Annotated in this window: 28 protein-coding genes; 25 read left to right on the top strand and 3 right to left on the bottom strand. The window is 64.7% G+C overall.

All coding sequences use genetic code 11. From position 1 onward, the window contains the following. Positions 1–75 precede the first annotated feature (75 nt). The 13 genes from prmC to A5766_RS00980 all read left to right on the top strand — a co-directional run bounded on the left by prmC (position 76) and on the right by A5766_RS00980 (position 11,878). Positions 76–924 carry a peptide chain release factor N(5)-glutamine methyltransferase gene (gene prmC / locus A5766_RS01040; RefSeq protein ID WP_005205740.1) on the top strand — a complete coding sequence of 283 codons (849 nt, stop codon included), beginning with the start codon at positions 76–78 and terminating at the stop codon, positions 922–924. A gap of 35 nt (positions 925–959) precedes the next feature. Further along, entirely contained in the window at positions 960–1,613 is a 654-nt protein-coding gene (locus A5766_RS01035; protein WP_064862745.1) for an L-threonylcarbamoyladenylate synthase, read from the top strand. Then, positions 1,613–2,830: an MraY family glycosyltransferase gene (locus tag A5766_RS01030; protein ID WP_005205736.1), complete on the top strand. Its 1,218-nt coding sequence runs from the start codon at positions 1,613–1,615 to the stop codon at positions 2,828–2,830. The genes A5766_RS01035 and A5766_RS01030 overlap by 1 nt, the downstream gene beginning before the upstream one ends. 341 nt (positions 2,831–3,171) lie before the next feature. Next, on the top strand, positions 3,172–3,588 hold the full coding sequence (locus A5766_RS01025) for a hypothetical protein (protein ID WP_005205734.1): 417 nt from the start codon (positions 3,172–3,174) through the stop codon (positions 3,586–3,588). Continuing rightward, a complete protein-coding gene (gene atpB, locus A5766_RS01020) occupies positions 3,585–4,355 on the top strand; it encodes a F0F1 ATP synthase subunit A (protein ID WP_005205732.1) in 771 nt (256 codons plus the stop codon). Before A5766_RS01025 ends, atpB begins: the two co-directional genes overlap by 4 nt. Positions 4,356–4,441: 86 nt before the next feature. Further along, positions 4,442–4,699: a F0F1 ATP synthase subunit C gene (locus A5766_RS01015; RefSeq protein WP_005179417.1), complete on the top strand. Its 258-nt coding sequence runs from the start codon at positions 4,442–4,444 to the stop codon at positions 4,697–4,699. A gap of 49 nt (positions 4,700–4,748) precedes the next feature. Next, complete coding sequence (locus A5766_RS01010) at positions 4,749–5,252, top strand: F0F1 ATP synthase subunit B family protein (RefSeq protein ID WP_005205728.1); 504 nt, start codon at positions 4,749–4,751, stop codon at positions 5,250–5,252. 2 nt (positions 5,253–5,254) lie between these two features. Beyond that, positions 5,255–6,607, top strand: coding sequence for a F0F1 ATP synthase subunit B/delta (locus A5766_RS01005; RefSeq protein WP_064903098.1), 1,353 nt, complete (start codon positions 5,255–5,257; stop codon positions 6,605–6,607). A 78-nt stretch (positions 6,608–6,685) separates the two neighbouring features. Then, a complete protein-coding gene (atpA, locus tag A5766_RS01000) occupies positions 6,686–8,314 on the top strand; it encodes a F0F1 ATP synthase subunit alpha (RefSeq protein WP_005179408.1) in 1,629 nt (542 codons plus the stop codon). 62 nt (positions 8,315–8,376) lie between these two features. Then, on the top strand, positions 8,377–9,315 hold the full coding sequence (locus tag A5766_RS00995) for a F0F1 ATP synthase subunit gamma (RefSeq protein ID WP_005179406.1): 939 nt from the start codon (positions 8,377–8,379) through the stop codon (positions 9,313–9,315). A gap of 47 nt (positions 9,316–9,362) precedes the next feature. Then, entirely contained in the window at positions 9,363–10,811 is a 1,449-nt protein-coding gene (atpD, locus tag A5766_RS00990) for a F0F1 ATP synthase subunit beta (protein WP_005205724.1), read from the top strand. A 9-nt stretch (positions 10,812–10,820) separates the two neighbouring features. Beyond that, positions 10,821–11,198 (top strand): F0F1 ATP synthase subunit epsilon, encoded by a 378-nt coding sequence (locus tag A5766_RS00985; RefSeq protein WP_005205722.1) that lies wholly within the window; start codon positions 10,821–10,823, stop codon positions 11,196–11,198. Positions 11,199–11,434: 236 nt separating this feature from the next. Further along, positions 11,435–11,878 carry a DUF2550 domain-containing protein gene (locus tag A5766_RS00980; RefSeq protein ID WP_005205720.1) on the top strand — a complete coding sequence of 148 codons (444 nt, stop codon included), beginning with the start codon at positions 11,435–11,437 and terminating at the stop codon, positions 11,876–11,878. A gap of 37 nt (positions 11,879–11,915) precedes the next feature. Here the strand turns inward: A5766_RS00980 and A5766_RS00975 are convergent, their stop codons facing one another. Further along, positions 11,916–12,512, bottom strand: coding sequence for a cob(I)yrinic acid a,c-diamide adenosyltransferase (locus tag A5766_RS00975; RefSeq protein ID WP_005205718.1), 597 nt, complete (start codon positions 12,510–12,512; stop codon positions 11,916–11,918). A gap of 70 nt (positions 12,513–12,582) precedes the next feature. Between A5766_RS00975 and murA the strand changes: the two genes are divergently transcribed. From murA to A5766_RS00915, 12 genes are all read left to right on the top strand, one after another. Further along, a complete protein-coding gene (gene murA / locus A5766_RS00970; RefSeq protein ID WP_039855512.1) occupies positions 12,583–13,839 on the top strand; it encodes a UDP-N-acetylglucosamine 1-carboxyvinyltransferase in 1,257 nt (418 codons plus the stop codon). 4 nt (positions 13,840–13,843) lie between these two features. Continuing rightward, on the top strand, positions 13,844–14,152 hold the full coding sequence (locus tag A5766_RS00965) for an ArsR/SmtB family transcription factor (protein ID WP_005205714.1): 309 nt from the start codon (positions 13,844–13,846) through the stop codon (positions 14,150–14,152). Positions 14,153–14,354: 202 nt separating this feature from the next. Continuing rightward, entirely contained in the window at positions 14,355–15,065 is a 711-nt protein-coding gene (locus A5766_RS00960) for an energy-coupling factor ABC transporter permease (RefSeq protein ID WP_005205712.1), read from the top strand. Next, entirely contained in the window at positions 15,062–15,457 is a 396-nt protein-coding gene (locus tag A5766_RS00955) for a PDGLE domain-containing protein (protein WP_005205710.1), read from the top strand. The genes A5766_RS00960 and A5766_RS00955 overlap by 4 nt, the downstream gene beginning before the upstream one ends. A gap of 2 nt (positions 15,458–15,459) precedes the next feature. Next, positions 15,460–16,236, top strand: coding sequence for a cobalt ECF transporter T component CbiQ (cbiQ, locus tag A5766_RS00950; protein ID WP_005205708.1), 777 nt, complete (start codon positions 15,460–15,462; stop codon positions 16,234–16,236). Next, the gene (locus tag A5766_RS00945) at positions 16,233–16,991 is read left to right on the top strand and encodes an energy-coupling factor ABC transporter ATP-binding protein (protein ID WP_005205707.1); all 759 of its coding nucleotides are present in this window, start codon (positions 16,233–16,235) and stop codon (positions 16,989–16,991) included. The genes cbiQ and A5766_RS00945 overlap by 4 nt, the downstream gene beginning before the upstream one ends. 179 nt (positions 16,992–17,170) lie before the next feature. Further along, positions 17,171–18,463 carry an NDMA-dependent methanol dehydrogenase gene (gene mdo / locus A5766_RS00940; RefSeq protein WP_005205706.1) on the top strand — a complete coding sequence of 431 codons (1,293 nt, stop codon included), beginning with the start codon at positions 17,171–17,173 and terminating at the stop codon, positions 18,461–18,463. 154 nt (positions 18,464–18,617) lie between these two features. Further along, positions 18,618–19,886 (top strand): AAA family ATPase, encoded by a 1,269-nt coding sequence (locus A5766_RS00935; RefSeq protein ID WP_005205705.1) that lies wholly within the window; start codon positions 18,618–18,620, stop codon positions 19,884–19,886. A 15-nt stretch (positions 19,887–19,901) separates the two neighbouring features. Beyond that, positions 19,902–21,428 carry a VWA domain-containing protein gene (locus tag A5766_RS00930; RefSeq protein WP_005205703.1) on the top strand — a complete coding sequence of 509 codons (1,527 nt, stop codon included), beginning with the start codon at positions 19,902–19,904 and terminating at the stop codon, positions 21,426–21,428. Between the two features lie 92 nt (positions 21,429–21,520). Beyond that, a complete protein-coding gene (locus A5766_RS00925; protein WP_082965411.1) occupies positions 21,521–22,705 on the top strand; it encodes an iron-containing alcohol dehydrogenase in 1,185 nt (394 codons plus the stop codon). Then, positions 22,702–24,141, top strand: a complete 1,440-nt coding sequence (locus tag A5766_RS00920) for a MadS family sensor histidine kinase (protein ID WP_005205697.1) — start codon at positions 22,702–22,704, stop codon at positions 24,139–24,141. The genes A5766_RS00925 and A5766_RS00920 overlap by 4 nt, the downstream gene beginning before the upstream one ends. After that, complete coding sequence (locus tag A5766_RS00915; protein WP_005205696.1) at positions 24,138–24,797, top strand: MadR family response regulator transcription factor; 660 nt, start codon at positions 24,138–24,140, stop codon at positions 24,795–24,797. Before A5766_RS00920 ends, A5766_RS00915 begins: the two co-directional genes overlap by 4 nt. Positions 24,798–24,867: 70 nt before the next feature. On the opposite strand, the gene mftM is transcribed toward A5766_RS00915, so the two are convergent. Together mftM and A5766_RS24820 are read right to left on the bottom strand one after the other, a co-directional pair. Beyond that, positions 24,868–25,758 carry a mycofactocin oligosaccharide methyltransferase MftM gene (gene mftM / locus A5766_RS00910; protein WP_231894508.1) on the bottom strand — a complete coding sequence of 297 codons (891 nt, stop codon included), beginning with the start codon at positions 25,756–25,758 and terminating at the stop codon, positions 24,868–24,870. Between the two features lie 543 nt (positions 25,759–26,301). Further along, a partial coding sequence (locus A5766_RS24820; protein WP_231894507.1) for a hypothetical protein occupies positions 26,302–26,536 on the bottom strand: 235 nt, incomplete at its 5' end.

The raw sequence follows: 26,536 nt of genomic DNA, 5'->3' as shown, positions 1-26,536 counted from the left end.
ATCGTCGTGACAAGTGACCGGCTGACGCCAGCGGTGTCTGCGGCCCAAGAGTCATCTGCGGCCCAAGAGTCATCTGTGGCGTCGGAGATATCTGCGGCGACATCGCTGCTCGCGGAGGCCGGGATCGATTCGGCGCGAAGCGACGCGGAGTGGTTGTTGGCGCACGTCCTCGACGTCGGTCGGGGCTCTCTGGCCTTCGCCGACGGACCAGACGCGGGTCACCGGAAACGGTATCGCGAACTCGTTGCGCAGCGTGCGCGTCGAATTCCGTTGCAGCACATCATCGGTCGCGCAGCGTTCGGCCCCATCGACCTGGCCGTCGGCCCCGGGGTGTTCGTGCCGCGGCCCGAGACCGAGCTGATGCTCGAATGGGCCGTCGAGAATCTTCGCGGTATCCCACACCCGCTCGTCGCCGATCTGTGCAGCGGCAGCGGAGCCCTTGCGATCGCGATCGCCGAGTCGGTGCCGTCGGCCCGTGTGGTGGCGGTCGAGAAGTCGGCGTCGGCATTGTTGTGGCTACGCCGGAATGTCGAGAACCTCGGTGTCGGCGATCGGGTGGCAGTTCTCGGCGCCGATGTCACCGACCACGCGCAACTGCGCGATCACATCCCCGACGGCTCGCTCGACCTCATCGTGGCGAACCCGCCCTATGTGCCCACCGACACCGACGTCTCGCCCGAGGTCGAAGCGGATCCTGCCGAAGCCGTGTTCGCCGGTCACGACGGCATGAGCGTGATCACGCCGCTCGCCGACGTCGCCGCGCGACTGTTGGCAGTCGACGGGCGCATCGCCGTCGAACATGACGATTCGACGTCGTCCCAGGTGGTCGGGGCACTTGAGACGACCGGGCGATTCGACGACGTCGTTGCGCGCCTCGACCTCGCTGGTCGGCCGCGGGTCGTGACCGCGCGCCGTCGACCTTGATCCGGGCCAGACGTGTCGCGTGAAAGGATGAACGGGTGAGTACCGTTTTCGATTGCTCTGACGAGGCAACCCGCTCCGCCGGAATCCAGGCGGCCGTGGGGGCAGCCAAGGCGGGACGCCTGATCGTCACACCGACCGACACCGTCTACGGCATCGGCTGCAACGCGTTCGACGCCGAGGCCGTCACCGATCTCCTGGCCGCGAAACACCGGGGACGCGACATGCCGGTCCCGGTTCTGGTTGGCTCCTGGCATTCCATCGACGGTCTCGTCTTGTCGGTGTCGGCCGTGGCGCGCAGCCTTGTCGAGGCGTTCTGGCCGGGCAGCGTGAGTCTCGTCGTCGAACAGGCTCCGTCGCTCGCCTGGGATCTCGGCGACACGTCGGGCACCGTGATGTTGCGGATGCCGCTGCATCCGGTGGCCATCGAGGTGCTGCGCGAGGTCGGGCCAATGGCGGTTTCGAGTGCCAACGTGTCGGGCAGGCCTCCCGCCATCACGTGCGACGATGCCCGCGAGCAGCTCGGCGACTCGGTGTCGGTGTACCTCGACGGTGGGAGGGCGCCCAAGGGGGAGCCGTCGACCATCGTCGACATCACCGGATCCACACCCCGCGTGCTGCGCGAGGGGGCAGTGACCACGGCCGAGGTGGCAGAGGTGCTCGACGTCGATCCGGCCAGCCTGGTCAACTGATGCTCGAGCCCGTCACCGGTACCAGCATGGTCGTCGCGGACATGCTGTCTGCCGACTCCGGCTCGGGCGGTGCCGGTGTTCCGCTGCGCGAGTTGCTGCTGGTCGGGCTGACCGCGGCGGCCATCACATACCTGCTGACATCGCTGGTCCGTGTGATCGCGATCCGAGTGGGTGCGGTGGCTGTGCCCCGTGTCCGAGACGTGCACACCATTCCCACCCCGCGACTCGGCGGAGTCGGCATGTTCGCCGGCGTGGTCGCGGCTATCGTCCTGGCCGCCAATCTCCCTGCGCTCAACCGGGGTTTCGCCTACACCAACGACATGGGGGCGGTGGTGACCGCAGGGGCGGTCATCGTCATCGTCGGGATCATCGACGACCGGTGGGGACTCGACGCACTGACGAAGTTCGTCGGTCAGCTGACCGCGGCGGGCGTCATGGTGGTGATGGGAGTGAGCTGGCTGCAGGTGCCCGTCCCGTTCGGAAACATCGGGACCATCGTCCTCGACCCGTTCCAGTCAGGACTCCTGACAGTCGTGATCACCGTCGCCACCATCAACGCCGTCAACTTCATCGACGGACTCGACGGTCTCGCCGCGGGACTCGGACTCATCTCCGCGTCGGCCATCTGCATGTTCTCGCTCGGGCTGCTTCGCGATCAGGGGGGCGACGTCAGCTACTACCCACCCGCGCTGATCTCGGTCGCACTCGCGGGCGCCTGCCTCGGGTTCCTTCCGCACAACTTCTCGCCTGCGAGGATCTTCATGGGGGACTCGGGTGCGATGCTCATCGGCTTGATGCTCGCGGCGGCGTCGACGAGTGCGTCGGGCCGTATCGCGGTGAATGCGTACGGTCCTGCCGACGTGTTCACACTGCTCTCGCCCCTGATCCTGGTTGCGGCGGTTGTCTTCATTCCGATGCTCGACATGCTGATGGCGGTGGTGCGACGCACCAGGGCAGGCGTCGGGTTCTATACGCCCGACAAGCTGCACCTGCATCACCGCCTGCTCGAACTGGGGCATTCACAGCGTCGCGTTGCGCTGATCATCTACCTCTGGGTGGGCATCCTGGCGTTCTCGGTGGCTGCGAGCACGATCTTCCCGATGTCGGTGGTCGTGCCTGCGTTTGCAGCCGGTCTCGTGGTCGCGATGTTGGCGACAATGGCACCTCGGCTTCAGCGGCGCATCGCGGAGCTGCGGACCGCGCGGGCCCTACGTTGACCACACGTCCTCAGTGGCAGCAGTGAATGATCGAAAGGCCAGGTAGGGGCCGATTCGGCAGGGTGGGGGACGGTCGGCCGACCGGTTAGGTAACCGGACAGTAAAATCGTGTACTATCAGCTGTAGTACTTGAGGGGGAAGCGTATGACGCGCCACGGGCGCGACGTGCCCCCACCTCGGGAAGCCAACACATTCTGCGAGGCCACCCCCCGGTGACCACGGCAAGCCGTGTTGATAAGGTCACTGCAAATGCAGAGCGTACGCTCGGCGGCACCTGCCGCGAAGACGGACGCTCATAGCCTGATGCCCTTGGCATTGAGGCGTTCACGTGAGGAGAGGCAATGGCGACGTCCGCCCCTGACTCGGCTCCCGTGTATTACCCGCCCGCGCCGACCGGCCTCCGACGACCGGCGATCATCGCCGCCGTACTGACCGTCATCGTCGCGATCATTGCGGTGTTCCTCGGGAGCTGGTTGTTCCCGCTGTTCTTCGCAATCGGTGTGGTCGCCGTCTTCATCAACACCAAGATGGTCATCATGTCCGTCGAACGTGTTGCGGCAGAAGAGAATCCTCGCAAGAAACTGCTCGCCGTCAACTCTGCCGCACGCCTCGGAGCCATCACTGTGCTCGCGCTGGCGGCGGCGTTCCTGTTCCGGCCCGAAGGGCTGGGCGTGATGTTCGGACTCGCTCTCGGCCAGGTTGTCCTGGTGCTGAACACGGTGATTCCGGTGATGAAAGGACTTCGTAAGCAGCTATGATCGCATCGACTTACGGCGCCGATACCCTCGTGCTGGCCGAGGCCCAGATCGAGGTCGGCCACCACAAGCAGGTGGAATGGCTGGGCATGACGTGGAACATCGACACGATCATCGCCACCGCCATCGCGGCAGTGATCGTGATCGCGCTCGCGTTCTTCGTGCGCTCGCGGATGACCTCCAAGCGTCCCAATTCGGTGCAGTTGTTCTTCGAGGCCGTCACCACACAGATGCGCAGCCAGATCGAGAACTCGATGGGCATGAAGGTCGGCGGCTTCGTCCTACCCCTTGCCGTCACCCTCTTCACGTTCATCCTCATCGCGAACTGGCTGTCGGTGCTGCCATTGCAGTACGCCGACTCCGAGGGCAAGAGCGCCGAGGTGTTCGCGCCCGCGGCCAGCGATGTCAACTTCTGTTACGCCCTCGCGTTGTTCGTCTTCGTCTGGTACATGGCTGCCGGAATCCGACGCCGCGGACCGATCGGTCACTTCAAGCGTCTGGTCAAGGGTCACGTCGCATTCCTGGCCCCGATCAACATCATCGAAGAGATCGCGAAGCCTGTTTCGCTCTCCCTCCGTCTTTTCGGCAACATGTTCGCAGGCAGCATCATGGTCGCGCTGATCGCGCTGTTCCCCGCCTACATCATGTGGGCGCCGAACGCGATCTGGAAGTCGTTCGACCTGTTCGTCGGCCTCATCCAGGCATTCATCTTCTCCCTGCTGACCGTGCTGTACTTCAGCCAGGCCATGGAGACGGACGAAGACCACTAGCTAGTCCGACCCCGGCCGGCAGCGCGTCGGTCGGACCTTAGACCTGGCAATCCGATTGCCAGTATCACCCGAAAGGAAAGTTCTCAATGGATCCGAATCTGATTGGTCTGGGCGCGTTGATCGGTGGCGGCCTCATCATGGGTGGCGGCGCAATCGGTGCCGGCGTCGGTGACGGTATCGCCGGTTCCGCCTTGATCTCCGGCATCGCACGTCAGCCGGAGGCACAGGGCCGTCTGTTCACTCCGTTCTTCATCACCGTCGGTCTGGTCGAGGCCGCGTACTTCATCAACCTCGCGTTCATGGCGCTGTTCGTGTTCGCCACCCCGATTTCCGGCCAGTCCTGATCTTCCCGGTTTTAGTCGGGTTCCTCGAACAACAAGGGACATCTGAACCATGAATCTCGCCGCAGAGAACTTCTTGATCCCCAATGGCACGTTCTTCGCGTGTCTGCTGATCTTCGTCGTCGTGCTGATCGTGATCCGCGCGTGGATCGTGCAACCGATTGTCAAGGTGCTCGACGAACGGCAGGCACGGGTCGCGAAGACTGCTGAGGACAACAATGCCGCTGCGGCGATCTACGAGGACGCCGACCGGGAGTATCAGGCCCGAATGAAGGAAGCCCGCGCCGACGCGACCAGAATCCGGGACGAAGCGCGGGCCAAGGGGAACGAGGAGTTGTCGGATGCGAAGCGGCGTGCAAAGGATGAGGCCGACGCCGCTCTCGCGAAGATCTCCGCAGACCTCAAGGTTGAGGCCGACAACGCCATGACCGAGGCCAAGCGCGACGTCGACTCACTGTCGCGGACGCTTGCTGACCGTGTTCTCGGGACACAGGGTGCCGGCGTGCAAAGTTCAGGGGCGACGACCGCCTCGCCAGAGACTGAGACGGTGAAGTAGCAGTGGACGTATTTATCGGACAGCTTGTCGGCTTTCTGCTCATCATTGCGCTGTTGTGGAAGTTCGTCGTGCCGTTCTTGCGGAAGACCGTGAAGAGCGCACAGGACGTCGTCGACCAGCAGGTGGCCGAGAGCGATGCGGCCAAGGCGCGCCTCGAAGACGCCAAGGTCGCACACGAGCGCTCGATCGAGCAGGCCAAGGTCGAGGCCAAACAACTACACGAGGGTGCGATCGAGGATGCCAAGGGCATCGCCGACGACCTGCACAAGCAGGCCGACGTCGAGGTCAAGCGCATCTCCGAGCACGGCAAGGCGCAGGGCGAACTCATTCGCACGTCGATGGTCCGCCAGTTGCGTAGCGAGCTCGGACTCACCGCGGTCGATGGCGCAGGCAAGATCGTGCGCGATCACCTCGCCGACCCGGCCAACCAGTCGGAGACCGTCGATCGGGTCATCGACGAGCTCGCGGCCATGTCGCGGGGCGGACAGCCCTCGACCGGGGTGCGGAGTTCGAGTGAACTGATCGGGTTGCACTCGATGCACGCCGCCAGCCGTGACGCGGCACGTGCGGTCGCGCGCGAGTTCAGCTCCAACACCGAGGGTAAGTCTCCGCAGGAGTTGCTCGCGGCCAGCGAGGATCTCACGCAGATCATCGACTTCCTCCAGCACAACCCGGTGCTGCGGAAGAAGTTCACCGAGGACGAGGATTTCCCGGCCCTCAAGAAGCAGTTGGTGCACAGTCTGTTCGACGGCAAGGCATCGCCGATCGCGGTCGAGGTCGTTGCGTCCGCCGTTGCTCAGCACTGGTCGCAGCCCAACGACATCCTGGTCGCGCTGCGCAGACAGAACGCGCTGGTGGTACTCACTGCGGCTGAGCGTGACGGTCAGATCGAACAGGTCGAGGACGAACTGTTCCGGGTGAGCCGTCTACTCGAGGCGAATCCCACGCTCGCCTCATTGCTGACCGACTTCACCAAGCCCGCGGAGAAGCGCAACGGCCTGCTCACCGGGCTGCTGGGGAGCCAGATCGGCAATTACACCGCGCACCTGCTCACCCAGACGATCAGCCTCCTCAACGGGCAGCCCGCGGAGTCCGCTGTCGACCAGCTCGCGCAATTGGCCGCGGCCATGCGTGGCGAAACAGTCGCCCATGTGGTGTCTGCAGCCGAATTGAGCGATGCTCAGAAGCAACGTCTCGGTGGAGTGCTCGCCGAGATCTACCACCGCAAGATCTCGGTGCAGACCGAGATCGACCCGTCGATCATCGGCGGACTGCGTATCGGTGTCGGAGACGAGGTCATCGAGGCCGACATCGCGACACGCCTGGCAAAAGCAGCGGAGACACTGCCGAGGTAGCCGCGTCTCGCAGTCGCGAACGACACCTCACCACCACGACTCACTCACACCGACCGACATCAAGAAAGACGAGAACCCATGGCGGAGTTGACGATCTCAGCAGACGAGATTAAGGGAGCGATCGAGCAGTACGTCTCGTCGTTCGAAGCCGAAGCCTCGCGCGACGAGGTCGGCACGATCACCGACACGGCTGACGGCATCGCCCACGTCAGCGGCCTTCCGGGCGCAATGGCCAACGAACTGTTGCAGTTCCCCGGCGGCATCCAGGGTGTGGCACTGAACCTCGACGAGGACGAGATCGGCGCGGTCATCCTCGGTGACTACGAGGATCTCGAAGAAGGCGGCCAGGTCAGCCGCACCGGCGAGGTGCTCTCGGTGCCCGTCGGCGACAAGTTCCTCGGTCGCGTTGTCGACCCGCTGGGCGCTCCGATCGATGGACTCGGCGACATCGAGGCCGAGGACAATCGTGTCCTCGAACTCCAGGCTGCCACCGTGCTCGAGCGTCAGCCGGTCGAGGAGTCGCTGGCTACCGGCATCAAGGCCATCGACGCCATGACCGCGATCGGTCGCGGACAGCGTCAGCTCATCATCGGCGACCGCAAGACCGGTAAGACCGCTGTGTGTGTCGATGCGATCCTGAACCAGAAGGACAACTGGGCAACCGGCGACCCGAGTAAGCAGGTCCGGTGCATCTACGTCGCGATCGGTCAGAAGGGCTCGACCATCGCGGGTGTGAAGACGGCACTCGAAGAGGCCGGCGCAATGGAGTACACCACCATCGTCGCCGCACCCGCTTCCGACTCGGCAGGCTTCAAGTGGCTGGCCCCGTACACCGGTTCGGCCCTCGGCCAGCACTGGATGTACCAGGGCAAGCACGTTCTCGTGGTCTTCGACGACCTCACCAAGCAGGCCGAGGCCTACCGCGCCATCTCGCTGCTGCTGCGTCGTCCGCCGGGCCGCGAGGCTTACCCCGGTGACGTCTTCTACCTGCACTCGCGTCTGCTCGAGCGCGCGGCGAAGCTCTCCGACGAGCTCGGTGGCGGCTCGATGACCGCGCTGCCGATCATCGAGACCAAGGCCAACGACGTGTCGGCGTTCATTCCGACCAACGTCATCTCGATCACCGACGGTCAGGTCTTCCTCGAGTCCGACCTGTTCAACAAGGGCGTTCGTCCTGCGATCAACGTCGGTACCTCGGTCTCGCGCGTTGGTGGTGCCGCTCAGACGAAGGGCCTCAAGAAGGTGTCCGGCTCGCTGCGTCTCGAGCTCGCGCAGTTCCGCGAACTCGAAGCCTTCGCTGCCTTCGCCTCCGACCTCGACGCAGCGTCGAAGGCGCAGCTCGAGCGCGGTGCCCGGTGGGTCGAGATGCTCAAGCAGGATCAGTACAGCCCCTACTCGGTCGAGGACGAGATCGTTTCGATCTACCTCTGTGGTGAGGGCCACTACGACTCGGTCCCGGTCGACGATGTCCGGAACTTCGAGACCCAGCTGCTGAGCCACCTGCATCACAACGCGACCGGCGTCTACGACTCGATCGCGGGCGGCCAGGTGCTCACCGACGACCAGGCAGAGGCACTCGTCGCCGAGACCAACAAGTTCAAGAACAGCTACCTCACCCACGACGGCAAGCGCGTCGTCAACGAGGCAGAGGCAGCCGCGATGGACGCCGACGACGTCGAGCAAGAACAGATCAAGATCCGGAAGTGATCGCGTGTCCGTCCGTGCCCGCATCGGGCGTATCCGTGCCAAGGAAGAAGGGGTGAGGGCTCATGGCCAGCATTCGTGAGCTGCGCTCACGCATCCGGTCGGTCCAATCGACGAAGAAGATCACCAAGGCGCAGGAGCTGATCGCGACGTCGCGTATCACCAAGGCTCAGGCCCGGGTGGCGGCAGCGAAGCCCTACTCGGAAGAGATGACCAAGGTGCTCTCCGAACTGGCCAGCAGCGCCGGGTCGCTCGACCATCCGCTGCTCAAGGAGCGCGAGAATCCCAAACGCGCCGCGATTCTGGTGATCACCAGCGACCGCGGCATGGCCGGCGGTTACAACGCGAACGTGCTGCGGTCATCGCGCGAGCTCATCTCGCTCATCCGTGAGGAGGGCAAGGAGCCGGTCCTCTTCGTGATGGGCACCAAGGGCGTGAACTACTTCACCTTCCGCGGTATGGATGTCGCGACGTCGTGGACCGGATTCTCGCAGTCGCCGGAGTACGCGGACGCGGCGCAGGCGAGCAACTTCCTTGTCGACCTCTTCGTGGCGGGGTCGGGGGAGAGCATCGATCTGCCGGACGGCGAGGGAACCATCGAGGGCGTCGACGAATTGCACATCGTCTACACCCGGTTCGTCACGATGCTCACCCAGACGCCCGAGGTCCGTCGCATGGCGCCACTGGTGGTGACCGAGAACGACAACCCGGATCACGGGGAGGTCGAGGTCGACGACGAGTCGCGCAACTACAGCTTCGAGCCGAGCGCAGAGACCCTCCTCGAGGCACTGTTGCCGAAGTATGTCGCCACGCGCGTCTACGCGGCGCTACTGGACTCGGCCGCATCCGAGTCGGCCGCACGTCGCACGGCGATGAAGGCAGCGACAGACAACGCCGAGGAACTGTCCAAGACGTTGTCGCGTGAGGCCAACCAGCTCCGCCAGGCCCAGATCACCCAGGAAATCAGCGAGATCGTCGGCGGATCGAGCGCCCTCGCCAACTGACGCCGATCCCACCCAAACTTCGATCAAAAGGAAGTGACCCAAGCATCATGACCGCAACTGTAGAGACACCCTCGTCGCAGTCGGCGGGGACCACCGAGGGCCGCGTTGTCCGCATCATCGGCCCCGTCGTCGACGTCGAGTTCCCCCGCAGCTCGATCCCAGGCCTGTTCAACGCCCTGCACACCGAGGTGACACTCGAGGCCGTCGCCAAGACGCTGACCCTCGAGGTCGCACAGCACCTCGGCGACAACCTGGTCCGCACCATCTCGATGCAGCCCACCGACGGCCTCGTCCGCGGTGCGATCGTGACCGACTCGGGCTACCCGATCCGTGTCCCGGTCGGTGACCAGGTCAAGGGCCACGTGTTCAACGCCCTCGGCGACTGCCTCGACAGCCCGGGCCTCGGTCGCGATGGCGAGCAGTGGGGTATCCACCGCAAGCCGCCGGCCTTCGACGAGCTCGAGGGCAAGACCGAGATCCTCGAGACCGGCATCAAGGTCATCGACCTGCTGACCCCGTACGTCAAGGGCGGCAAGATCGGCCTGTTCGGCGGCGCCGGCGTGGGCAAGACCGTGCTCATCCAGGAGATGATCACCCGTATCGCCCGTGAGTTCTCCGGTACCTCGGTGTTCGCGGGCGTGGGTGAGCGGACCCGTGAGGGAACCGACCTCATCATGGAAATGGAAGAGATGGGTGTCCTCCAGGACACGGCCCTCGTCTTCGGTCAGATGGATGAGCCGCCGGGCACGCGTATGCGCGTCGCTCTCTCGGCCCTCACCATGGCCGAGTACTTCCGCGACGTGAAGCACCAGGACGTGCTTCTGTTCATCGACAACATCTTCCGATTCACCCAGGCGGGCTCCGAGGTCTCGACGCTGCTCGGTCGTATGCCGTCTGCCGTGGGATACCAGCCGACGCTGGCCGACGAGATGGGTGAGCTGCAGGAGCGCATCACCTCGACCAAGGGTCGCTCGATCACCTCGCTGCAGGCGATCTACGTGCCAGCGGACGACTACACCGACCCCGCGCCTGCCACGACGTTCGCGCACCTCGATGCGACGACCGAGCTCTCACGTCCGATCTCGCAGCTCGGTATCTACCCCGCGGTGGATCCGTTGACCTCGACGTCGCGCATTCTCGAGGCCTCGATCGTCGGAGACGAGCACTTCCGAGTCGCCAACGAGGTCAAGAGCATCCTGCAGAAGTACAAGGAGCTCCAGGACATCATCGCCATCCTCGGTATGGACGAGCTGTCCGAAGAGGACAAGGTGACGGTGCAGCGCGCACGTCGCATCCAGAAGTTCCTCGGTCAGAACTTCCTCGTCGCCGAGAAGTTCACCGGCCAGCCCGGATCGGTCGTGCCGCTCGCCGACACCATCGAGGCGTTCGACCGCATCTGCAAGGGCGAGTTCGACGCTTACCCGGAGCAGGCGTTCAACAGCTGCGGTGGCCTCGACGACGTGGAGGCAGCCGCCGCCAAGCTCGCCGGAAAGTAGCGGTACGCCATGGCTGAGAAGTCCTTCCACGTCGAGGTCGTATCCGCCGACGCCGAGCTGTACTCGGGTGAGGCCACATTCGTCATCGCGCAGACCACGGTCGGCGAGATGGGTGTGCTGGCCAATCACGAACCGCTACTCGGACAACTCGTCCCCGGCGGGTTCGTGGTGATCGTCGAGGAGAGCGGCACCCGCAAGGCGGCCGCCGTCGAAGGCGGATTCATCTCGGTGACGGGCGAGTCGGTGACGATTCTCGCCGAGGCCGCAGAATGGGCCGACGGCGTCGACGTCAACGCCGAGAAGTCCGCGCTCGAGTCCGCAGAGCCCGGTACCACGGAGTACAACCGTGCGCATGCACGGTTGCGCGCCGCGGAGCAGATCGCCTGATCGAGAACGAGCCGATGCGTGCGGTGACGTCCTGATCTGGACGAAAACCGTTGCGTCACAATTGAATACGAGTCATCACGATGACTCGGTAGTCGTCTGCCGGCCACCCGCGCTTCGCGGGTGGCTGGCTGCGTCATACGGTCTACTGGCATGCTGGGGGGAGTCATCACCGAAACAGCCCGTCGACAGCCCGCCGACATCTCGGTGATGCAACCCGCGCGAGGGAGGTATGCCGCGTGACCGTTGTGGTCGTCCTGCTGATTCTGCTTGTGGTGGCGCTGGTTGTCTGCGGCCTGCTGGCATACCGACTACAACAATTGCGCAGCGCGGGCACCCCCGCGCTGTTGCGTGATCTGCCTGCCGAGCTCGACGAGGGCTGGCGGCACGGCACCGTCCACTACGGCGACGAATCGCTGCGGTACTTCCGGCTCAGCTCGCTGCGGCCCGGTCCGTCACGCCGCTTCCCCCGCCACAGCATCGAGATCGTCGGTCGGCGGTGTGCTGCAGGCACCGAGGGCGTCATCCTCGACGGGATGACCATTCTGCACGTGCGTGAATACCACGACGACGACGAGCCCAGCGAGTACGAACTCGCGCTGACCCTCGACGGGGTCACGGCCTTCCAGGCGTGGCTGGAGGCGGGAGCTCCGCAGCGCTCACAGCGGCGTCGGAGCGCCTGACCGGTAACGCCCGAGCCGTGACGCTCGAGCACGGCGCTCAGGGGCGGTGACGATCCCCGCCGGGAATCCAGGTGACGTCGCCCTCTCCGTCCGGTCCGCGATTGGCGACTCGGGACAGGATGAACAGCAGATCCGACAACCGATTCAGGTACCGGGCGGGTAGGACGGACGTGTGCTCGGGGTCGGCGTCGACCGCAGCCCACGCCGAACGTTCGGCTCGACGAGTGACTGCGCGCGCCTGGTGTAATAGCGCGGCGAACGGGGTGCCACCGGGCAGAACGAACGAATTCAGGGCGGCCAGGTCGGCGCCGAAGTCGTCACACCACGATTCGAGGGCATCGATATAGCTCTGTTCGATGCGTAGCGGCGGATACTTGGGGTCCTCGACCACTGGTGTCGAGAGGTCGGCCCCGGCGTCGAAGAGGTCGTTCTGGACCGTCGTGAGCACGCCGGCGATCGCTTCTGGGATCTGCCCACCCAGTGCGAGGGCCGCGCCGATAACGGTGTTGGCCTCGTCGCAGTCGGCGTAGGCGACAACGCGCGCATCGGTCTTGGGTACGCGCGAGAAGTCGCTGAGCCCGGTGGTGCCGTCGTCGCCGGTGCGGGTGTAGATACGAGTCAAGTGCACGGCCATGAATCCAAATGTAACCGCAGGTCCAGTGCTGTGCGTCGAGCACTGGCGTGAGGCGGATAAGGTATCTCACGTGAGTGATCGGTTTCTGGTGTCCGGGGGAGCACGCCTGCATGGCGAGGTGTCGGTCGGTGGGGCCAAGAACAGTGTCCTCAAGCTGATGGCTGCGTCGTTGCTCGCCGAGGGCACGACCACGTTGACCAATTCGCCCGAGATCGCCGACGTCCCGCTCATGGCCGACGTTCTGCGCGGTCTTGGTGCTGTCGTTGAGATCGACGGTGAGACGGTCACGATCGAAGCGCCCGCAGAACCCAAGTACCACGCAGACTTCGACGCGGTGAAGCAGTTCCGTGCGTCGGTGTGCGTGCTGGGACCGTTGATGGCTCGGTGTCGACGCGCCGTCGTCGCTCTCCCCGGTGGCGATGCGATCGGTTCCCGACCACTCGACATGCATCAGGCGGGGTTGCGCGCGCTGGGCGCGCACAGCTCGATTGAACACGGCTGTGTGGTCGCCGAGGCCGACGCGCTCGTCGGCGCCCCGATCGCACTCGAATTCCCTTCGGTCGGCGCCACGGAGAACATCCTGATGGCCGCGGTGCTCGCCGAGGGTGAGACGGTCATCGACAATGCTGCCCGTGAGCCCGAGATCGTCGATCTGTGCGTGATGCTGCAACAGATGGGTGCGCGGATCGAGGGCGCGGGGACGTCGACGTTGACGGTCACCGGCGTCGAGCGGCTGCATCCCACCACCCACCGGGTGGTCGGCGACAGGATCGTCGGCGCGACGTGGGGTATCGCCGCGGTGATGACCCGCGGCGACGTCACGGTCAACGGCGTCAATCCCCACCACCTGCAGCTGGTGTTGAACAAGCTCGTCGACACCGGGGCCCGCGTCGAGACGCATCCGAATGGGTTCCGTGTCAGCCATGACCGGAGGCCAACCGCCGTCAACGTCTCGACGCTGCCGTTCCCCGGCTTCCCGACGGACCTGCAGCCGATGGCGATCGGCTGGGCGTCGATCGCCGAGGGGATGTCGGTGATCACCGAGAACGTCTTCGAGGCGCGATTCCGCTTCGTCGAGGAGATGGTTCGCCTCGGTGCGGATGCACGTACGGACGGCCATCACGCGGTCATTCGTGGCATCGAGAGGCTCTCCAGCGCGCCCGTGTGGTGTTCGGATATTCGCGCGGGTGCAGGTCTCGTCCTCGCCGGCCTGGTCGCAGACGGGGTGACCGAGGTGCACGACGTCGAGCACATCGACCGGGGGTATCCGCACTTCGTCGAGAATCTGCGGAGCCTCGGCGGCGAGATCGAACGCGTCACCGGGTAAGTACATGGCCGACACTGAGCACGCTCGCGGCGTCGACATCGCGGAGTGGTCCACCAGGTTCGACCTGTTGTCGGACCCGCACCGACTGGAGATCCTGCTGCTGCTGCACCGGCATCCGGGCATCATCGTCGGCGACATCGCCACCGAGGTCGGGCGCACCGAGACGGCGGTCTCGCAGGCGCTGCGCGTGCTGCGCCATCAGGGCTGGGTCACGTCGACACGCGTCGGACGATCGGTGAGCTATCGGCTCGACGACGAGACGGTCCACGATCTTCTGCACTGGATCGGTGCTGGCCACAACCCGCCCTCCTAGGCAACAGGCAGGTCGGTCGTCGAGGAGCGTCGTGTGGCCAGTGTCACACCTGACCGTTCGGATAGTCTGCCCGCTTCAACATCTGAATAAGTGGACAGATGTCGGTGCCGGACCTAACGTCTGACGCATCGTGTTCGTTCGGACTGCACGCCAACGGGTCTGACGGCACACTCGTGTTCACCCGTTGAAGGGACACCGCTCAATGTCCACCACCGTCGTCGCCATGCACATGAGCGACGGAATCATCAATGCGCAGACGTCGATTCTGTTTGGTGTCGTCGCCGCCGCGGGACTCGCATTCTGTGCGTGGCGCGCACGGACCGATCTGGACGAGAAGGCCGTACCGATGGCCGGACTCGTCGCCGCGTTCATCTTCGCCGTCCAGATGATCAATTTCCCTATCCTGCCCGGCGTCAGCGGGCACCTGCTGGGTGGCACGCTCGCTGCCATTCTGGTCGGGCCGTACACCGGTGCACTGTGCATCGCGATCGTCCTCGTGGTGCAGTGTCTGCTGTTCGCCGACGGCGGCGTCACCGCGCTCGGAGCCAACATCACCAACATGGCCCTGATCTCGACGTTCGTCGGGTACGGCGTCGCAGTCGGGTTGTCGCGACTCCTGCGTTTCCGACGCCACGGGGTGTCGCGGCTCGGCGCGATCGCGTTCATTGCGGCGTTGTGTGGAACCGTCTCCGCTGCAACAGGATTCGTCATCGAGTACGCGATCGGCGGTGCCGCGATGACGTCCCTGACGACTGTCGCGGGCTACATGTGGGGCACCCATATCCTGATCGGAATCGGTGAGGGGCTGATCACCGCGGTGACTGTCGTCGCCGTCGCCAAAGCGCGTCCCGACCTCGTCTACCTGCTGCGGCGCGAACGCGATGCCTCCGAGCGAATCGAGGTGGCGGCATGAGTATCGCCGCGTCAGAGTCGCGCCCGCCACGAGTGCGGCGTCGACACTTCCTCATCCTGTTCGCCGTGGTTGCGCTGCTGATCGCGGGACTGCTGTCCTACTTTGCGAGCAGCTCGCCAGACGGTCTCGATTCGGCCACTCTGCAGGGTTGTCAGACCGTCACGGTCAACGGCGTCGAGGAGCTGAAGGGGACCTGCATCGCACAGCACGCCACCGATCACGCGATGTCGACGTCGCCGCTCGCCGAATATGCGGTGAAGGGTGCTCAGTACACCAACGGCATCGCCGGGATCATCGGGGTGCTCGTCACTCTCGCGGTGGCGGTCGGCGCGTTCTGGCTGATCGCCCGCGCCCGTCGAACGAGCGTCGCGCCAGCGCAGGCAAACGACTGACGATGGGCGCCGGGCACGCACATCCGCTCTACCGCGACGTCACCTCGCGTGTGCACCGCGCGCCGACCGAAGTCAAACTGGTCTGCCTCGTGGTGTTCGTGTTCGCCGTGGTCGCGACGCCGCGCGAAATGTTCTGGCCCTATCTGGGCTTCGCGGCCATCGTGCTCGTCGTGTGGCAGCTCGCCCGCGTTCCGATCCGGTGGATCCTTCCACGGATGCTGATCGAGGTTCCGTTTGTCGTCCTCGCCGTGCTTCTGCCGTTCGCCGAAGGTGGGCGTCGCGTCGATGTCGTCGGCGTATCCCTTTCCGTGGCAGGGCTTTACGCGGCTTGGGGAATCGTCGTCAAGGGCACGCTCGGTGTCGCGGCGTCGTTGACCTTCGCTGCGACGACCCCTGCTCGCGAGCTGCCCGTCGCGCTGAGCAGGCTCGGGGTTCCGCGCACGATCACGCCGATCTTCGTCATGATGCTGCGGTACGTGGATCTGCTGTCCGCGGAGGTCAAGCGCATGCAGATCGCGCGCACCGCCCGAGGTGATTCTCCGCGCGCACTGCATCAGGCCAAGGCTGTTGCCGTGAGCATCGGATCGGTATTTCTGCGCTCCTACGAACGTGGCGAGCGAGTACACCTCGCGATGATGTCGAGGGGGTTCACCGGAGCGATCCCCGACATGCCCGGCGTGGCGACGTCGCCGCGCGCGACGTCTGCGCAGTGGACGCTGGTGTTGCTTCCCGCGGTAGCAGCCGTCGTGGTGGCGGCCACAGCGTGGAGTCTGGCATGAACGCGATCGACATCCGCGCCCTCCGATTCGCTTATCCCGATGGACATCTCGCGCTCGACGGCATCGACCTGTCGGTCGCCGAGGGCGAGCGGGTGGCAGTTCTCGGCCCCAACGGAGCGGGAAAGACCACCCTGATGCTTGCGCTCAACGGCGTGCTCCTGCCGACGTCGGGTTCGGTGTCGATCTATGGCTCACCGGTGGGGAAGTCGACGCTGCGCGAGGTGCGACGGCGCGTCGGTCTGGTGTTCCAGGACCCCGACGATCAACTGTTCATGCCGACGCTCGCCGAGGACGTCGCCTTCGGTCCCGCGAACTTCGGCGTCGAAGGACCCGAACTCGCGCGGCGGGTTGCCGAGGCGCTCGAGGCGGTGTCGATGACGCGGCACGCGGACGCCAGTCCCCACCACCTGTCGGGCGGACAGCGTCGACGAGGCGCCCTCGCGACCGTATTGGCTTGTCGCCCAGACATCTTGGTGCTCGACGAGCCCTCGGCGAACCTCGACCCGGTGGCACGGCGTGAACTCGCGGACACCCTGCTCACGCTCGACACGACGATGCTCGTCGTCACCCACGACCTGCCGTATGCGGCACAGTTGTGCGACCGAGCGGTGATCGTCGACGACGGGCGCGTCGTCGCCGACGATTCCGTCGACGCGATCCTTGCCGACACCACACTGTTGGCCGCGCATCGGCTCGAACTGCCGTGGGGTTTCGACGCGGAGACGTTGCGGCGCGCGAGGGCCGGTCAACGCTGAGGTGGGTACCTGTCCGGAAGGTCAGGTGCCGACCCGGCCGGGGGTCAGTACTGGCGGCAGTATCGGACGGTTCGGTCGCAAAGCACTTCTGAGGCCGGGTGTGACGCGCGTAACGTCTCGATCGCTCACCCACTCCCGACGCCACGTGTGTCGGCAGCATCGAGAAGGTCAGGTCAGAAATGCAGGTAGACGAACTACTCAAGCCGTTCCCCATCAAGGAATTTCATCCGTTTCCGCGCGCCATGATGGGCCCCGGCGCGCACGAGATGATCGGGCCGGAGGCGCTCAAGCTCGGCTTCAAGAAGACGCTCATCATGACGACCGGCCTGCGTGGCAGCGACACGGTCCACAAGATCGTCGAGTCGTGCAAGTACCACGGACTCGAGGTCGTGCTCTACGACAAGGTCGAGTCCAACCCCAAGGACTACAACGTCATGGACGCGGTGTCGCTCTACAACTCCGAGCAGTGCGATTCGTTCATCTCGATCGGTGGCGGCTCCGCGCACGATGCCTGTAAGGGTGCCCGTATCTCCGTCGCCCATGATGGACGAAATGTCAACGAGTTCGAGGGTTTCAACAAGAGCGAGAATCCCAAGAATCCGCCGCACATCGCCGTATCCACGACTGCCGGAACGGGTTCGGAGACTTCGTGGGCATACGTCATCACCGACACCACGACAGATCCCGACAAGCCGCATAAGTACGTTGCGTTCGATGACGCGGCTGTCACGACACTAGCCATCGACGATCCGGTCCTCTACTACGATTGCCCGGTCGCCTTCACCGCACAGTGTGGTTTCGACGTGCTCGCACACGCTTCCGAGCCGTACGTCTCGCGGCTCAACTTCCCGCCGTCGATGGGCAACGCCCTCTACGCGGTGAAGATGACGGCCGAGAACCTGCGCGAGGCCACGTGGAACGGTGTTGACCTCAAGGGTCGCGAGGGAATGATGTACGCGCAGTACATCGCTGCACAGGCGTTCAATTCCGGCGGCCTCGGCATCATCCACTCGATCAGTCACGCGGTGTCGGCCTTCTTCGACACCCACCACGGTCTGAACAACGCCATCGCCCTGCCCCGCGTCTGGGCGTTCAACATGCCGGCGATGTACGAGCGCTACGCCGACATGGCTGAGGCGATGGGTGTCGATACCCACGGCATGACCAAGGTGCAGGCTGCCGATGCCGCTCTCGGCGCCGCGATTCGCCTGCTCCGTGACGTGGGCATCGTCGAGAAGTTCGCCGACGTCAAGCAGGACACCTACCCCAAGAACCGCCTCGGCCAGGGGCCGACCAAGTTCTACCAGGGTCGTCCTGACATCACCACCGATGCCGCGACCATCGACGCGCTGACCAACCACGTCCTCGGTGACGCATGCACGCCTGGCAACCCCAAGGAATGCACCTTCGAGACGGTTCGTCCTGTCGTTGAGCATTGCGTCAACGGCGACCTCGACGAACTGCTGCCGTAGGTCACGAGTCCTCCGCACGGTCATGCCGTGCGGGCACGGCCCCGGATGACGGATTCCGGTACCCCAAAACGGAATCCGTCATCCGGATCCAACCTTCCCGCCCCACACCGCACACCCCGATCGACTTGAGATCCGCACAGCACAGGAGACGCCGATGTCAGTGCAGACCGCCGCGCCCGATGACACCACCGCAGCCGGAGCCGACAGCACCGCTGACCCCTCTTACTTCGCCGACGTCGACGATGTAGTGAACCGATTCGCTGACGCGGGCTACCTTGCCGACCAACGCCTGGCGACGACGGTTTTCCTGCAGAGCAGACTGGGCAAACCCGTGCTGCTCGAAGGGCCTGCGGGAGTGGGGAAGACGCAGCTCGCCAAGACTCTCGCGGACGTCACAGGACGAGAACTGTTGCGGCTGCAGTGTTACGAGGGCCAGGACGAGACCACAGCGCTCTACGAGTGGGACTACGGCAAGCAACTGCTCTACACGCAGGTGCTGCGGGAGAAGATCAGTCAGGTGGTCGCCGACGCCGCGTCGTTGTCGGAGGCCGTCGACCGGATCGGCGCCGAGGAAAGCGTCTTCTTCTCCGAGCGATTCCTCGCCCCCCGCCCGCTGCTGGAGGCGGTGCGATCCGAGAAGCCCGTCGTGCTGCTGATCGACGAGGTCGACCGCGCCGACGAGGCGCTCGAGGCTGTGCTCCTCGAGCTTCTCGCCGAGTATCAGGTGTCGGTGCCAGAAATCGGCACATTCGTCGCCAACCACCAACCGATGATCATCTTGACCTCCAACAACACACGCGATCTGTCCGCAGCTCTGAAACGTCGCTGCCTGCACCTTTCGCTCGACTACCCCGATGCCGCACGCGAACTCGACATCATCAGGTCCAAGGACACCGGGCTCGCTGACGTCCTCGCCTCCAAGCTCGTCGAGATCGTCCGTGGTCTGCGCGATCTCGACCTACGAAAAGCCCCGAGTATCTCCGAGACCATCGACTGGGCGCGCACCCTCGCCGTCCTCGGCGCAGACGAGCTGAGCGCGGATGTTTTGTCGCAGACGGCCAATGTAGTCGTGAAATACGACAGGGATCTCACCCGTGCGCTCGATGCACTGCCGCGCCTTGTCGATCCGAATGCTCAGGTGCCCGATCACCTTCACTCGCACGGTCATGGACACGGACATTCGCACGGTCCGGGGCACTCGCATGATCACGACCACGGCGACCACGATCATTCACACGACGACAAGGGTTCGGCGGACCACTCCGGCAAGGCACGGCGCGCGGCCAAGGACGAGCCCGGCCGCCACAGCGACGAGTACTACGGATCGCCAGGGGCCAAGAGCGACGCCGGAACCAGGGCAATCAGCGCCTCGCAGGGCAGCAGGTCGTTCAACGCTCGCGGCGCGCGCAAGCGGCCGGTCTAGCGGGGGCGCGCGCTCATGGAAGGGGCTGTACACCGCTTCATTCGGCTGCTGCGGTTGCACGGCGTACGCATCGGTGTGTCGGAGGCGATGGACGCGATGGCCGCCGTGGCGACGGCTGAGATCCTCGCCGATCGGGAACTGCTTCGCTCGGCGTTGCAGGCATGTCTGATCAAGGATCGTCGAGATGAGGAGACATTCGGCCGGGTCTTCGACAGGTTCTTCGCGCTGCGCCCGGTTGTGGACAACGATGGGGATCAAGGGCACTCGCACAGCCACGACGACCTGTCCGATGAGGGCGAGCTCGACGAGTACACGCTGTCGGACGAGGTCAGCAAGACCCCCGCGCAGGGGCACAGCCACGGTCCGCCGTCGAATATCCGGCAGTACTTCGATCCGGAAGACCTCGCAGAGCAATACAACCTCCACCAGGAGTCCAACAAACTCGACATGGCCTCGTTGACCGACGAGATCGTCCTGTCGGCCGATTCGGTTCCCAACTCCGAGCAGGCTGCGCGGGTTCAGCTCAATGTGTCTCGACTGCACAACCCAGGCAGGCCGGGAGAGTTGGTGAGCGGCAACACGACACAACTCGACGCCGAGTTGTCCGTTGCGCAGGAGATGGCTCTACTCGATTGGATCGATGACACCGATGGACTCGACGGAGCGCAACCCGATCCCGAAGAACTCGCGGCGCTGCGTAGCGCATTGGCTGGAATGCTCGACGGGTTGCCGGAGAAACTGCGTGACCACCTCGAGCAGCTGATGGCCACCGACCACGAGCTCGAGGACCGCGAGATCAAGGCGAGCGTGCGCGACGTCATCGGCGAACAAGAGCGTGCCAGCCTCGAAGACTCGGTTCGACGGTTGATCCGCAGCCTGCACGGAGCTCCACGGTCGCGTCGCAAGGTGGCCTCGCGAGGCACCGTCGATGCGGCGCGCACGATGCGGGCGAACCTCCGATTCGACGGCGTTCCTTTCCGCCCGATCACAGTCGCGAAGGTCGAGGACCGGCCGAGTCTTCTGATCCTTGCTGACGTCTCGCTGTCGGTGCGGGCGACAACGAGGTTCACCTTGCAACTCGTACATGGACTGCAGAGCATGGTCGCGCACGTCAGATCGTTCGCCTTCGTATCCGACCTCGTCGAGATCAGCGATCTGTTCGCTGAGCACCCGGCCGAGGAGGCACTGTCGCTCGTCGTGTCCGGGCTACCGGCTGGTGGGGTTCTCGATGTCGATGCCGACTCCGACTACGGCAACGCGCTGCAGACCTTCCTCGACGAATATGGCGGAGCCATCACGAGGCGCACGACGGTCATCGTGCTCGGCGACGGCCGCAACAACGGCAGGGATCCCAACCTCGCTGCGTTCGAAGAGATTACGCGGCGCGCGCGCGAGACCATATGGCTGACGCCGGAGCCGACCTATTCGTGGGGTCTGGGCTCGTGCGACCTCCCCGCATATGCGTCCTTCTGTGATCGCGTGAACGTCGTGCATGATCTTGCCGAATTGGAGCAGGTCTCGGTTGCGGCTTCGGGCGCGTGAGCGATGACATCGCGCGTAGGATTCACGCCGAAGGTGATCGGTGCGATGGGCAGGTGACTTGCGTGGGGACTGATGTCGTCGACACCGTCGCGCTGAGGGCGAATCGCGAGCTGCGGGCAGTACGTGGTGGCGGTGTACACATCGCCAAGTTTCATACGCCGGAGATCATCATCGGTCGGGGTTCACTTGCCGAGGTCCCACGCGCCGCGGCAGGACTCGGGATGCGCCGCCTATTGATCGTCTCCGATCGGGGACTGGTCGCGACCCAGTGGTATCCGCAGTTGGCACAGGTGCTCCACGCCGAGCGTTTGTCGGTCTCGTCGTTCACCGATGTCTCGCCGAACCCGCGGGCACCCGAGATCGTTGAGGGCTTCACCCGATACGAGGAGAGTGGCGCCGACGGCATTGTTGCCCTGGGCGGCGGGTCGGTGATCGACGCGGCGAAAGGGATCGCGATACTCGCCGCCAACGGCGGCCACATTCTCGAGTACGAAGGCATCGATCGCGCCCGACGACCGTTGCCCCCGCTGATCGCGGCACCGACGACGGCCGGAAGCGGCTCGGACGTCTCGCAGTTCTGCATCGTCAACGATGTTGACCGAATGACCAAGGTGACCATCATCGGTCGGGGATTGGTGCCGGACGTCTCGGTGGTCGATCCGCGTACTCTCTCGTCACTTCCCGTCGACGTGGCCGCGCAGTCGGGGATGGACGCCATCACACACTGCCTCGAGGCGTACGCGTCGCTCGCGCACAATCGGCTCAGCGACCGCGCAGCGCTCAGTTCGATCAGCACCGCGTGGGACAGCATCGAGAGGTTCGTCGATGACCCGTCGGATCCCGACAGCGGCACCGACATGGCCTACGCGGCGCTCGAAGCCGGCATGGCCTTCACCAACGCGATTCTCGGGGCTACCCACGCGATGAGCCACCCAGTCGGAGGCCTGGTAGACGCCGCGCACGGCGCGATCAACGCGGTGCTCTTGCCGCATGTCATTCGGTTTAACGCGGCAGCCGATCCGATGCCCTACGTCGAACTCGCTGACGCGGTGGGTGTCCGGGGTGGAACGCCCCACGCCGTCGCCGAACGACTTGCCGACGAGGTCGCGGCGTTGTCTCGCAGAGTCGGGCTACCCGCCGATCTCAGATCGCTCGGCGTGCGCGAGGAGCATGTCGGCGTATTGACCACCAACGCGCTGCTCGACGCATGTATGACGACCAACCCCCGCAAACCGACTGCCGACGATGTCGCGCGCATCTATCGCGAGGCGCTGTGATCGGCCAGGGTGCTCAACCCGATCAGTACGGATCCGATCACTACGGGCCGGAGTTGGACTCGTTGGTCGGTTTGCATTCGGTCAAGGGCTCGCACTACGCGCAGTTTCGAGGTGTCGAGCAACGTCTCGCCCGCGTCGTCGGCGCGCTCGACCGCATCTCGCGAGCACTCGTCCAAACCGCCGAAGGGCCCGAGAACCTTGTTCTCTCGGTGGTTCGCGCGGTGCGCGAGCACCTCGACGCCGACTGGGTGGTTTTCGCGCTCAGCGACGGTGAACTCGACCGCACCGGGCCGCGGCATCTGATGATGAGCGGTGACGGAACCATCTACGCCTTCGAAGGTGTGCAGGCCGCGCGCACTCCGAGTCACCTTCCCGATGAGGTGCTCAACAGGCTCAACGACATCCTGCGCAGTCAGATGAGTGAACTGAGCCGACCGGTTGTCGCGGACCATCACCTGCACGTCCCTGTGCACCTCGACGGCCGCGTCGTCGGTGGACTCTCGGCATGGACCCCGGATCATCATGTCGTCGACTCCGCCGACCTCGTCGTGATGCGCATTCTCGCCAGACAGGCGATGGTCGCCCTCCTGAATGCCTCGCTACTCGAGGAGAGCCGGCATCAGCTCGCGCGTGCCGAGGATGCCTACGCCAAGGCGCGTGAGCAGGCGACTGACCTCGCCGTCCGAAACGCGGAACTTCAACGGACACAACGAGAATTGTCCGCCGTGATGCGCCAGCGTCTGGTCACCGAGGAACGCGAGCGCATCGCCCGCGAACTCCACGACTCCGTCACGCAGTCGGTGCTGTCGGCAGGCGTTCAGATCGAGGTGTGTCGGATCGAGTCCGACGCCGCTACGGCCGCGCGCCTCGAGGTCGCGGGGAAATTGACGCGCGATGCCGTCGAACAGTTGCGGTCGGTCATCTACGCGCTCAATCAGTCGCCGTCGGTCGAGGGGCTGAGTCTCGGCGAGGTGCTCGACGAACTGTGTTCGATGCACATGCCCGCCGATCTCGACACCGACGTCCGCGTCGTCGGACGCCCGCGTGATGTCCCAGATGACGTGCAACACGCCGTACTGCGGATCGCGGGCGAGGCGCTGTTCAACACCGCGGTGCACGCCGGGGCACAGACTGCGCGCGTGGTCCTCACCTACGCCGACGACCACGTCGGCCTGGCTGTCGACGACGACGGCGGGGGAGACCCAGGGCATCTTCGGCGAGTGATGCGCGCGGCGATGCTCGGCGACCTCGCCGGCAGGCACCGAGGGCTGGCCAACATGGCCGCGCGTGCGGATCAGTTGGGTGGCGAGGTCCGTGTCCGTCGTTCGCGACTCGGTGGGATACGCATTGCAGCCACATTGCCCGACGTCGCGTCGGCGTCGACGGGTCACACGCGGAGCGGGTCAGGGTCTCGACACGAGGAGGTTGTGCGATGAATTCCACCGAGGTCAGTACCGGCTCGATTCGGGCCATGCTGGTCGACGACCATGCGCTGCTACGGGCGGGCATACGCTCACTGCTTGAGCGTGAGGACACGATATCCGTTGTCGGAGAAGCTGGTTCGTTCGACCACGCGCTCGCAGAAGTCGCACGGTGCCGCCCGGATGTGGTTGTCGTCGATCTCAAGCTGACGGCAGGCACCGAGTACGAGGGGCTGCGACTCATCACCGAGATCGCGCAGCGGCACAGTGATGTGGCCAGTCTGGTGCTCACCACGTTCCTCGATGACGACCTCGTCGTGCGTGCGGTGAAGGCCGGGGCACGTGGATACGTGGTCAAGGATGTCGATACGACCGAACTCGTGCGGGCGATCCAGGCCGTTTCGGGTGGTGGCAGCGCATTCGATCCGCGAAGCGCGGCAATCGTGCTGCGGACGGTATCGGGCGGCGGAGAGAGTCCCGAGGCACTGACCGAGCGCGAGCGCGAGGTGCTCCGGCTACTGGCGGACGGACTGAGCAACAAGCGGATCGGCGAGACGCTGTTCATCTCGGAATCGACGGTGAAGTTCCACATTCGCAACATCATTCGCAAACTCGGGGTCACCAAACGCACCGACGCGGTCTACATCGCCAGCAAGCGGGGCCTCATTTGAGTTGGGGCCTGAGTCGGCGTCCGCCCGCTAATGGCGCTGTCGGCTCTAGCCGCTAATGGCGCTGTCGGCTCTAGCTGGCTCGAGGTGTGAGGATCAACCACCCGCCGTGGTCGTCGAGTATCTCCGCGCCCGCATGATCGACGTGTCCCGCCCAGTCGACGAGGTCGCATTCACGCAGGCAGCTGAGGTGCCCGAAGTGTGGACTCGGCTCGTCTTCGTAGGGGACGGCGACAATCACGCGTCTACGGGCGACCCGCAGAGCTTCTGCAAGCGCTCGCTGTCTTTCGTCACGTGACAAATGTTCGAGCAGGTGAATGAGGGTGACGGTGTCGACCGAATCGTCGGCGAAGGGGAGATCGGTCGCGTTCGCAACAATCGCGTCGACAACGGTTCGACGTCGCGTGGCGGCCGCCCGCAGGAGGTTGATCGCACCAGACGAGATGTCGCACGCGCTGACCTCGAGTCCACTTTCGGCGCACTGCAGTGCGAGGAACCCGAAGCAGCAGCCGACCTCGAGCACGGTCGAACCCGACACCAGGCTGCGAGCTCGACGATGGACGGCGCTGAAGGAGGCGATACCGGTGACGAGATCTCGCAGCGAGTTGTCATAGAACGACGCCCACGCGACGCCGTCGGAGGCGGCAGACGACCGAATCAGTCCGACCGCGGCCTCCTCGAACTCCCACTGGCCGGCGAGCGCGCCGTCTTCGACGAGGCAGATCAGGGCCGTCACCATGACATCGTCGGAGATCAGATCGCTGGTGAACGGATGGCGGATGTCGACCAACGTGGTTCCGTCCTGCGCAGTAGTCCGACGCCACCACAGCGAACCGCATCGTCGGAAGCCCTCGGCAGCGAGAACCCCGGTAGCCGGCTCGGCCCGACGCACAGTGATGGTGCTGGTCGTAGGTGTGCCCGCGCTCCTGGTGTCTGCGCTCCTGATCTCTGGGGCCATGGTCATACCTCGAACGGTAGGAGCCGACCCGCGCACGCGTAACTGACCTGTCAGGCGAGGTCACTGACCGAAAGTATGGGTTTCCGACTCGGATGCGTGTCGATGAACTCGCTGGTAGACGCCTCGCGCAAGGTCCACTGGGACGCCGAAAGACAGCTGGCCAGCGCAGAATGACGCAGATCACATTCACCGATTTTGGGGGCTCAGGCGTGAATTCGACGCTGCGGGGCGCGGCCTGACCGCTCGTGACCTGCGGAAACGTGCGTGGGCGCACGTGCTGACCAGGCGATTTGACCCTCGCCGACGCATTGCGTAACTTTCTTCGAGTCAGCGCGCCACGGCGCCGCCCCGGACGGCCTCCTGAGAGGGAAAGTCACGGGGAAGGGAAACCGGGTTCAGCGCAGACCAACCCCCGAGAAATCACACCGGGTGCCTCGTGCGCCCGCAACGAGATCACGGGAACCAGATGACTCCCAAACGAGAAACAACACGGAGTTGCGGATCGTCGAGAGCGTCTGGTAGGCTGGAAGAGTTGCTCCGGAAACGGGGTTAACATCCTCCAAACGGAACAAGCTTGCTGGTCAAGCCCTTTTCAGGGGTAGCGTCAGCAGGTGTGCGTTCTTTGAGAACTCGATAGTGTGTGATGAATTGTTTGATGCCATATTTTGGCATCGTGTGTCCAAGTTTTTGGATTATGTGATGATTTATTTTGTGACGCTCAGGTCTTTGGGTCTGGGTGTTGCTAGTTTTTGTTTGGTCAGGTTTTTGTCTCTCTGGCTGAGAT

The sequence above is a fragment of the Gordonia sp. 852002-51296_SCH5728562-b genome (genome assembly GCF_001665475.1).
In the GTDB taxonomy this organism is placed as follows: Bacteria; Actinomycetota; Actinomycetes; order Mycobacteriales; family Mycobacteriaceae; genus Gordonia; species Gordonia sputi.
Note: the sequence above shows the minus strand (reverse complement) of the source record. Positions and strands in the feature narration are given on the sequence as shown.

Coding starts and splice junctions, on each gene's coding strand:
- atpD (WP_005205724.1), top strand. CDS start 9,363: ATGACCGCAACTGTAGAGACACCCTCGTCGCAGTCGGCGGGGACCACC.
- A5766_RS00930 (WP_005205703.1), top strand. CDS start 19,902: ATGGAAGGGGCTGTACACCGCTTCATTCGGCTGCTGCGGTTGCACGGC.
- A5766_RS00915 (WP_005205696.1), top strand. CDS start 24,138: ATGAATTCCACCGAGGTCAGTACCGGCTCGATTCGGGCCATGCTGGTC.
- A5766_RS01030 (WP_005205736.1), top strand. CDS start 1,613: ATGCTCGAGCCCGTCACCGGTACCAGCATGGTCGTCGCGGACATGCTG.
- A5766_RS01010 (WP_005205728.1), top strand. CDS start 4,749: ATGAATCTCGCCGCAGAGAACTTCTTGATCCCCAATGGCACGTTCTTC.
- A5766_RS01015 (WP_005179417.1), top strand. CDS start 4,442: ATGGATCCGAATCTGATTGGTCTGGGCGCGTTGATCGGTGGCGGCCTC.
- A5766_RS01025 (WP_005205734.1), top strand. CDS start 3,172: ATGGCGACGTCCGCCCCTGACTCGGCTCCCGTGTATTACCCGCCCGCG.
- A5766_RS00995 (WP_005179406.1), top strand. CDS start 8,377: ATGGCCAGCATTCGTGAGCTGCGCTCACGCATCCGGTCGGTCCAATCG.
- A5766_RS00975 (WP_005205718.1), bottom strand. CDS start 12,512: ATGGCCGTGCACTTGACTCGTATCTACACCCGCACCGGCGACGACGGC.
- mdo (WP_005205706.1), top strand. CDS start 17,171: ATGCAGGTAGACGAACTACTCAAGCCGTTCCCCATCAAGGAATTTCAT.
- A5766_RS00945 (WP_005205707.1), top strand. CDS start 16,233: ATGAACGCGATCGACATCCGCGCCCTCCGATTCGCTTATCCCGATGGA.
- A5766_RS00935 (WP_005205705.1), top strand. CDS start 18,618: ATGTCAGTGCAGACCGCCGCGCCCGATGACACCACCGCAGCCGGAGCC.
- A5766_RS00960 (WP_005205712.1), top strand. CDS start 14,355: ATGTCCACCACCGTCGTCGCCATGCACATGAGCGACGGAATCATCAAT.
- atpA (WP_005179408.1), top strand. CDS start 6,686: ATGGCGGAGTTGACGATCTCAGCAGACGAGATTAAGGGAGCGATCGAG.
- atpB (WP_005205732.1), top strand. CDS start 3,585: ATGATCGCATCGACTTACGGCGCCGATACCCTCGTGCTGGCCGAGGCC.
- A5766_RS00985 (WP_005205722.1), top strand. CDS start 10,821: ATGGCTGAGAAGTCCTTCCACGTCGAGGTCGTATCCGCCGACGCCGAG.
- mftM (WP_231894508.1), bottom strand. CDS start 25,758: ATGACCATGGCCCCAGAGATCAGGAGCGCAGACACCAGGAGCGCGGGC.
- A5766_RS00955 (WP_005205710.1), top strand. CDS start 15,062: ATGAGTATCGCCGCGTCAGAGTCGCGCCCGCCACGAGTGCGGCGTCGA.
- cbiQ (WP_005205708.1), top strand. CDS start 15,460: ATGGGCGCCGGGCACGCACATCCGCTCTACCGCGACGTCACCTCGCGT.
- A5766_RS00965 (WP_005205714.1), top strand. CDS start 13,844: ATGGCCGACACTGAGCACGCTCGCGGCGTCGACATCGCGGAGTGGTCC.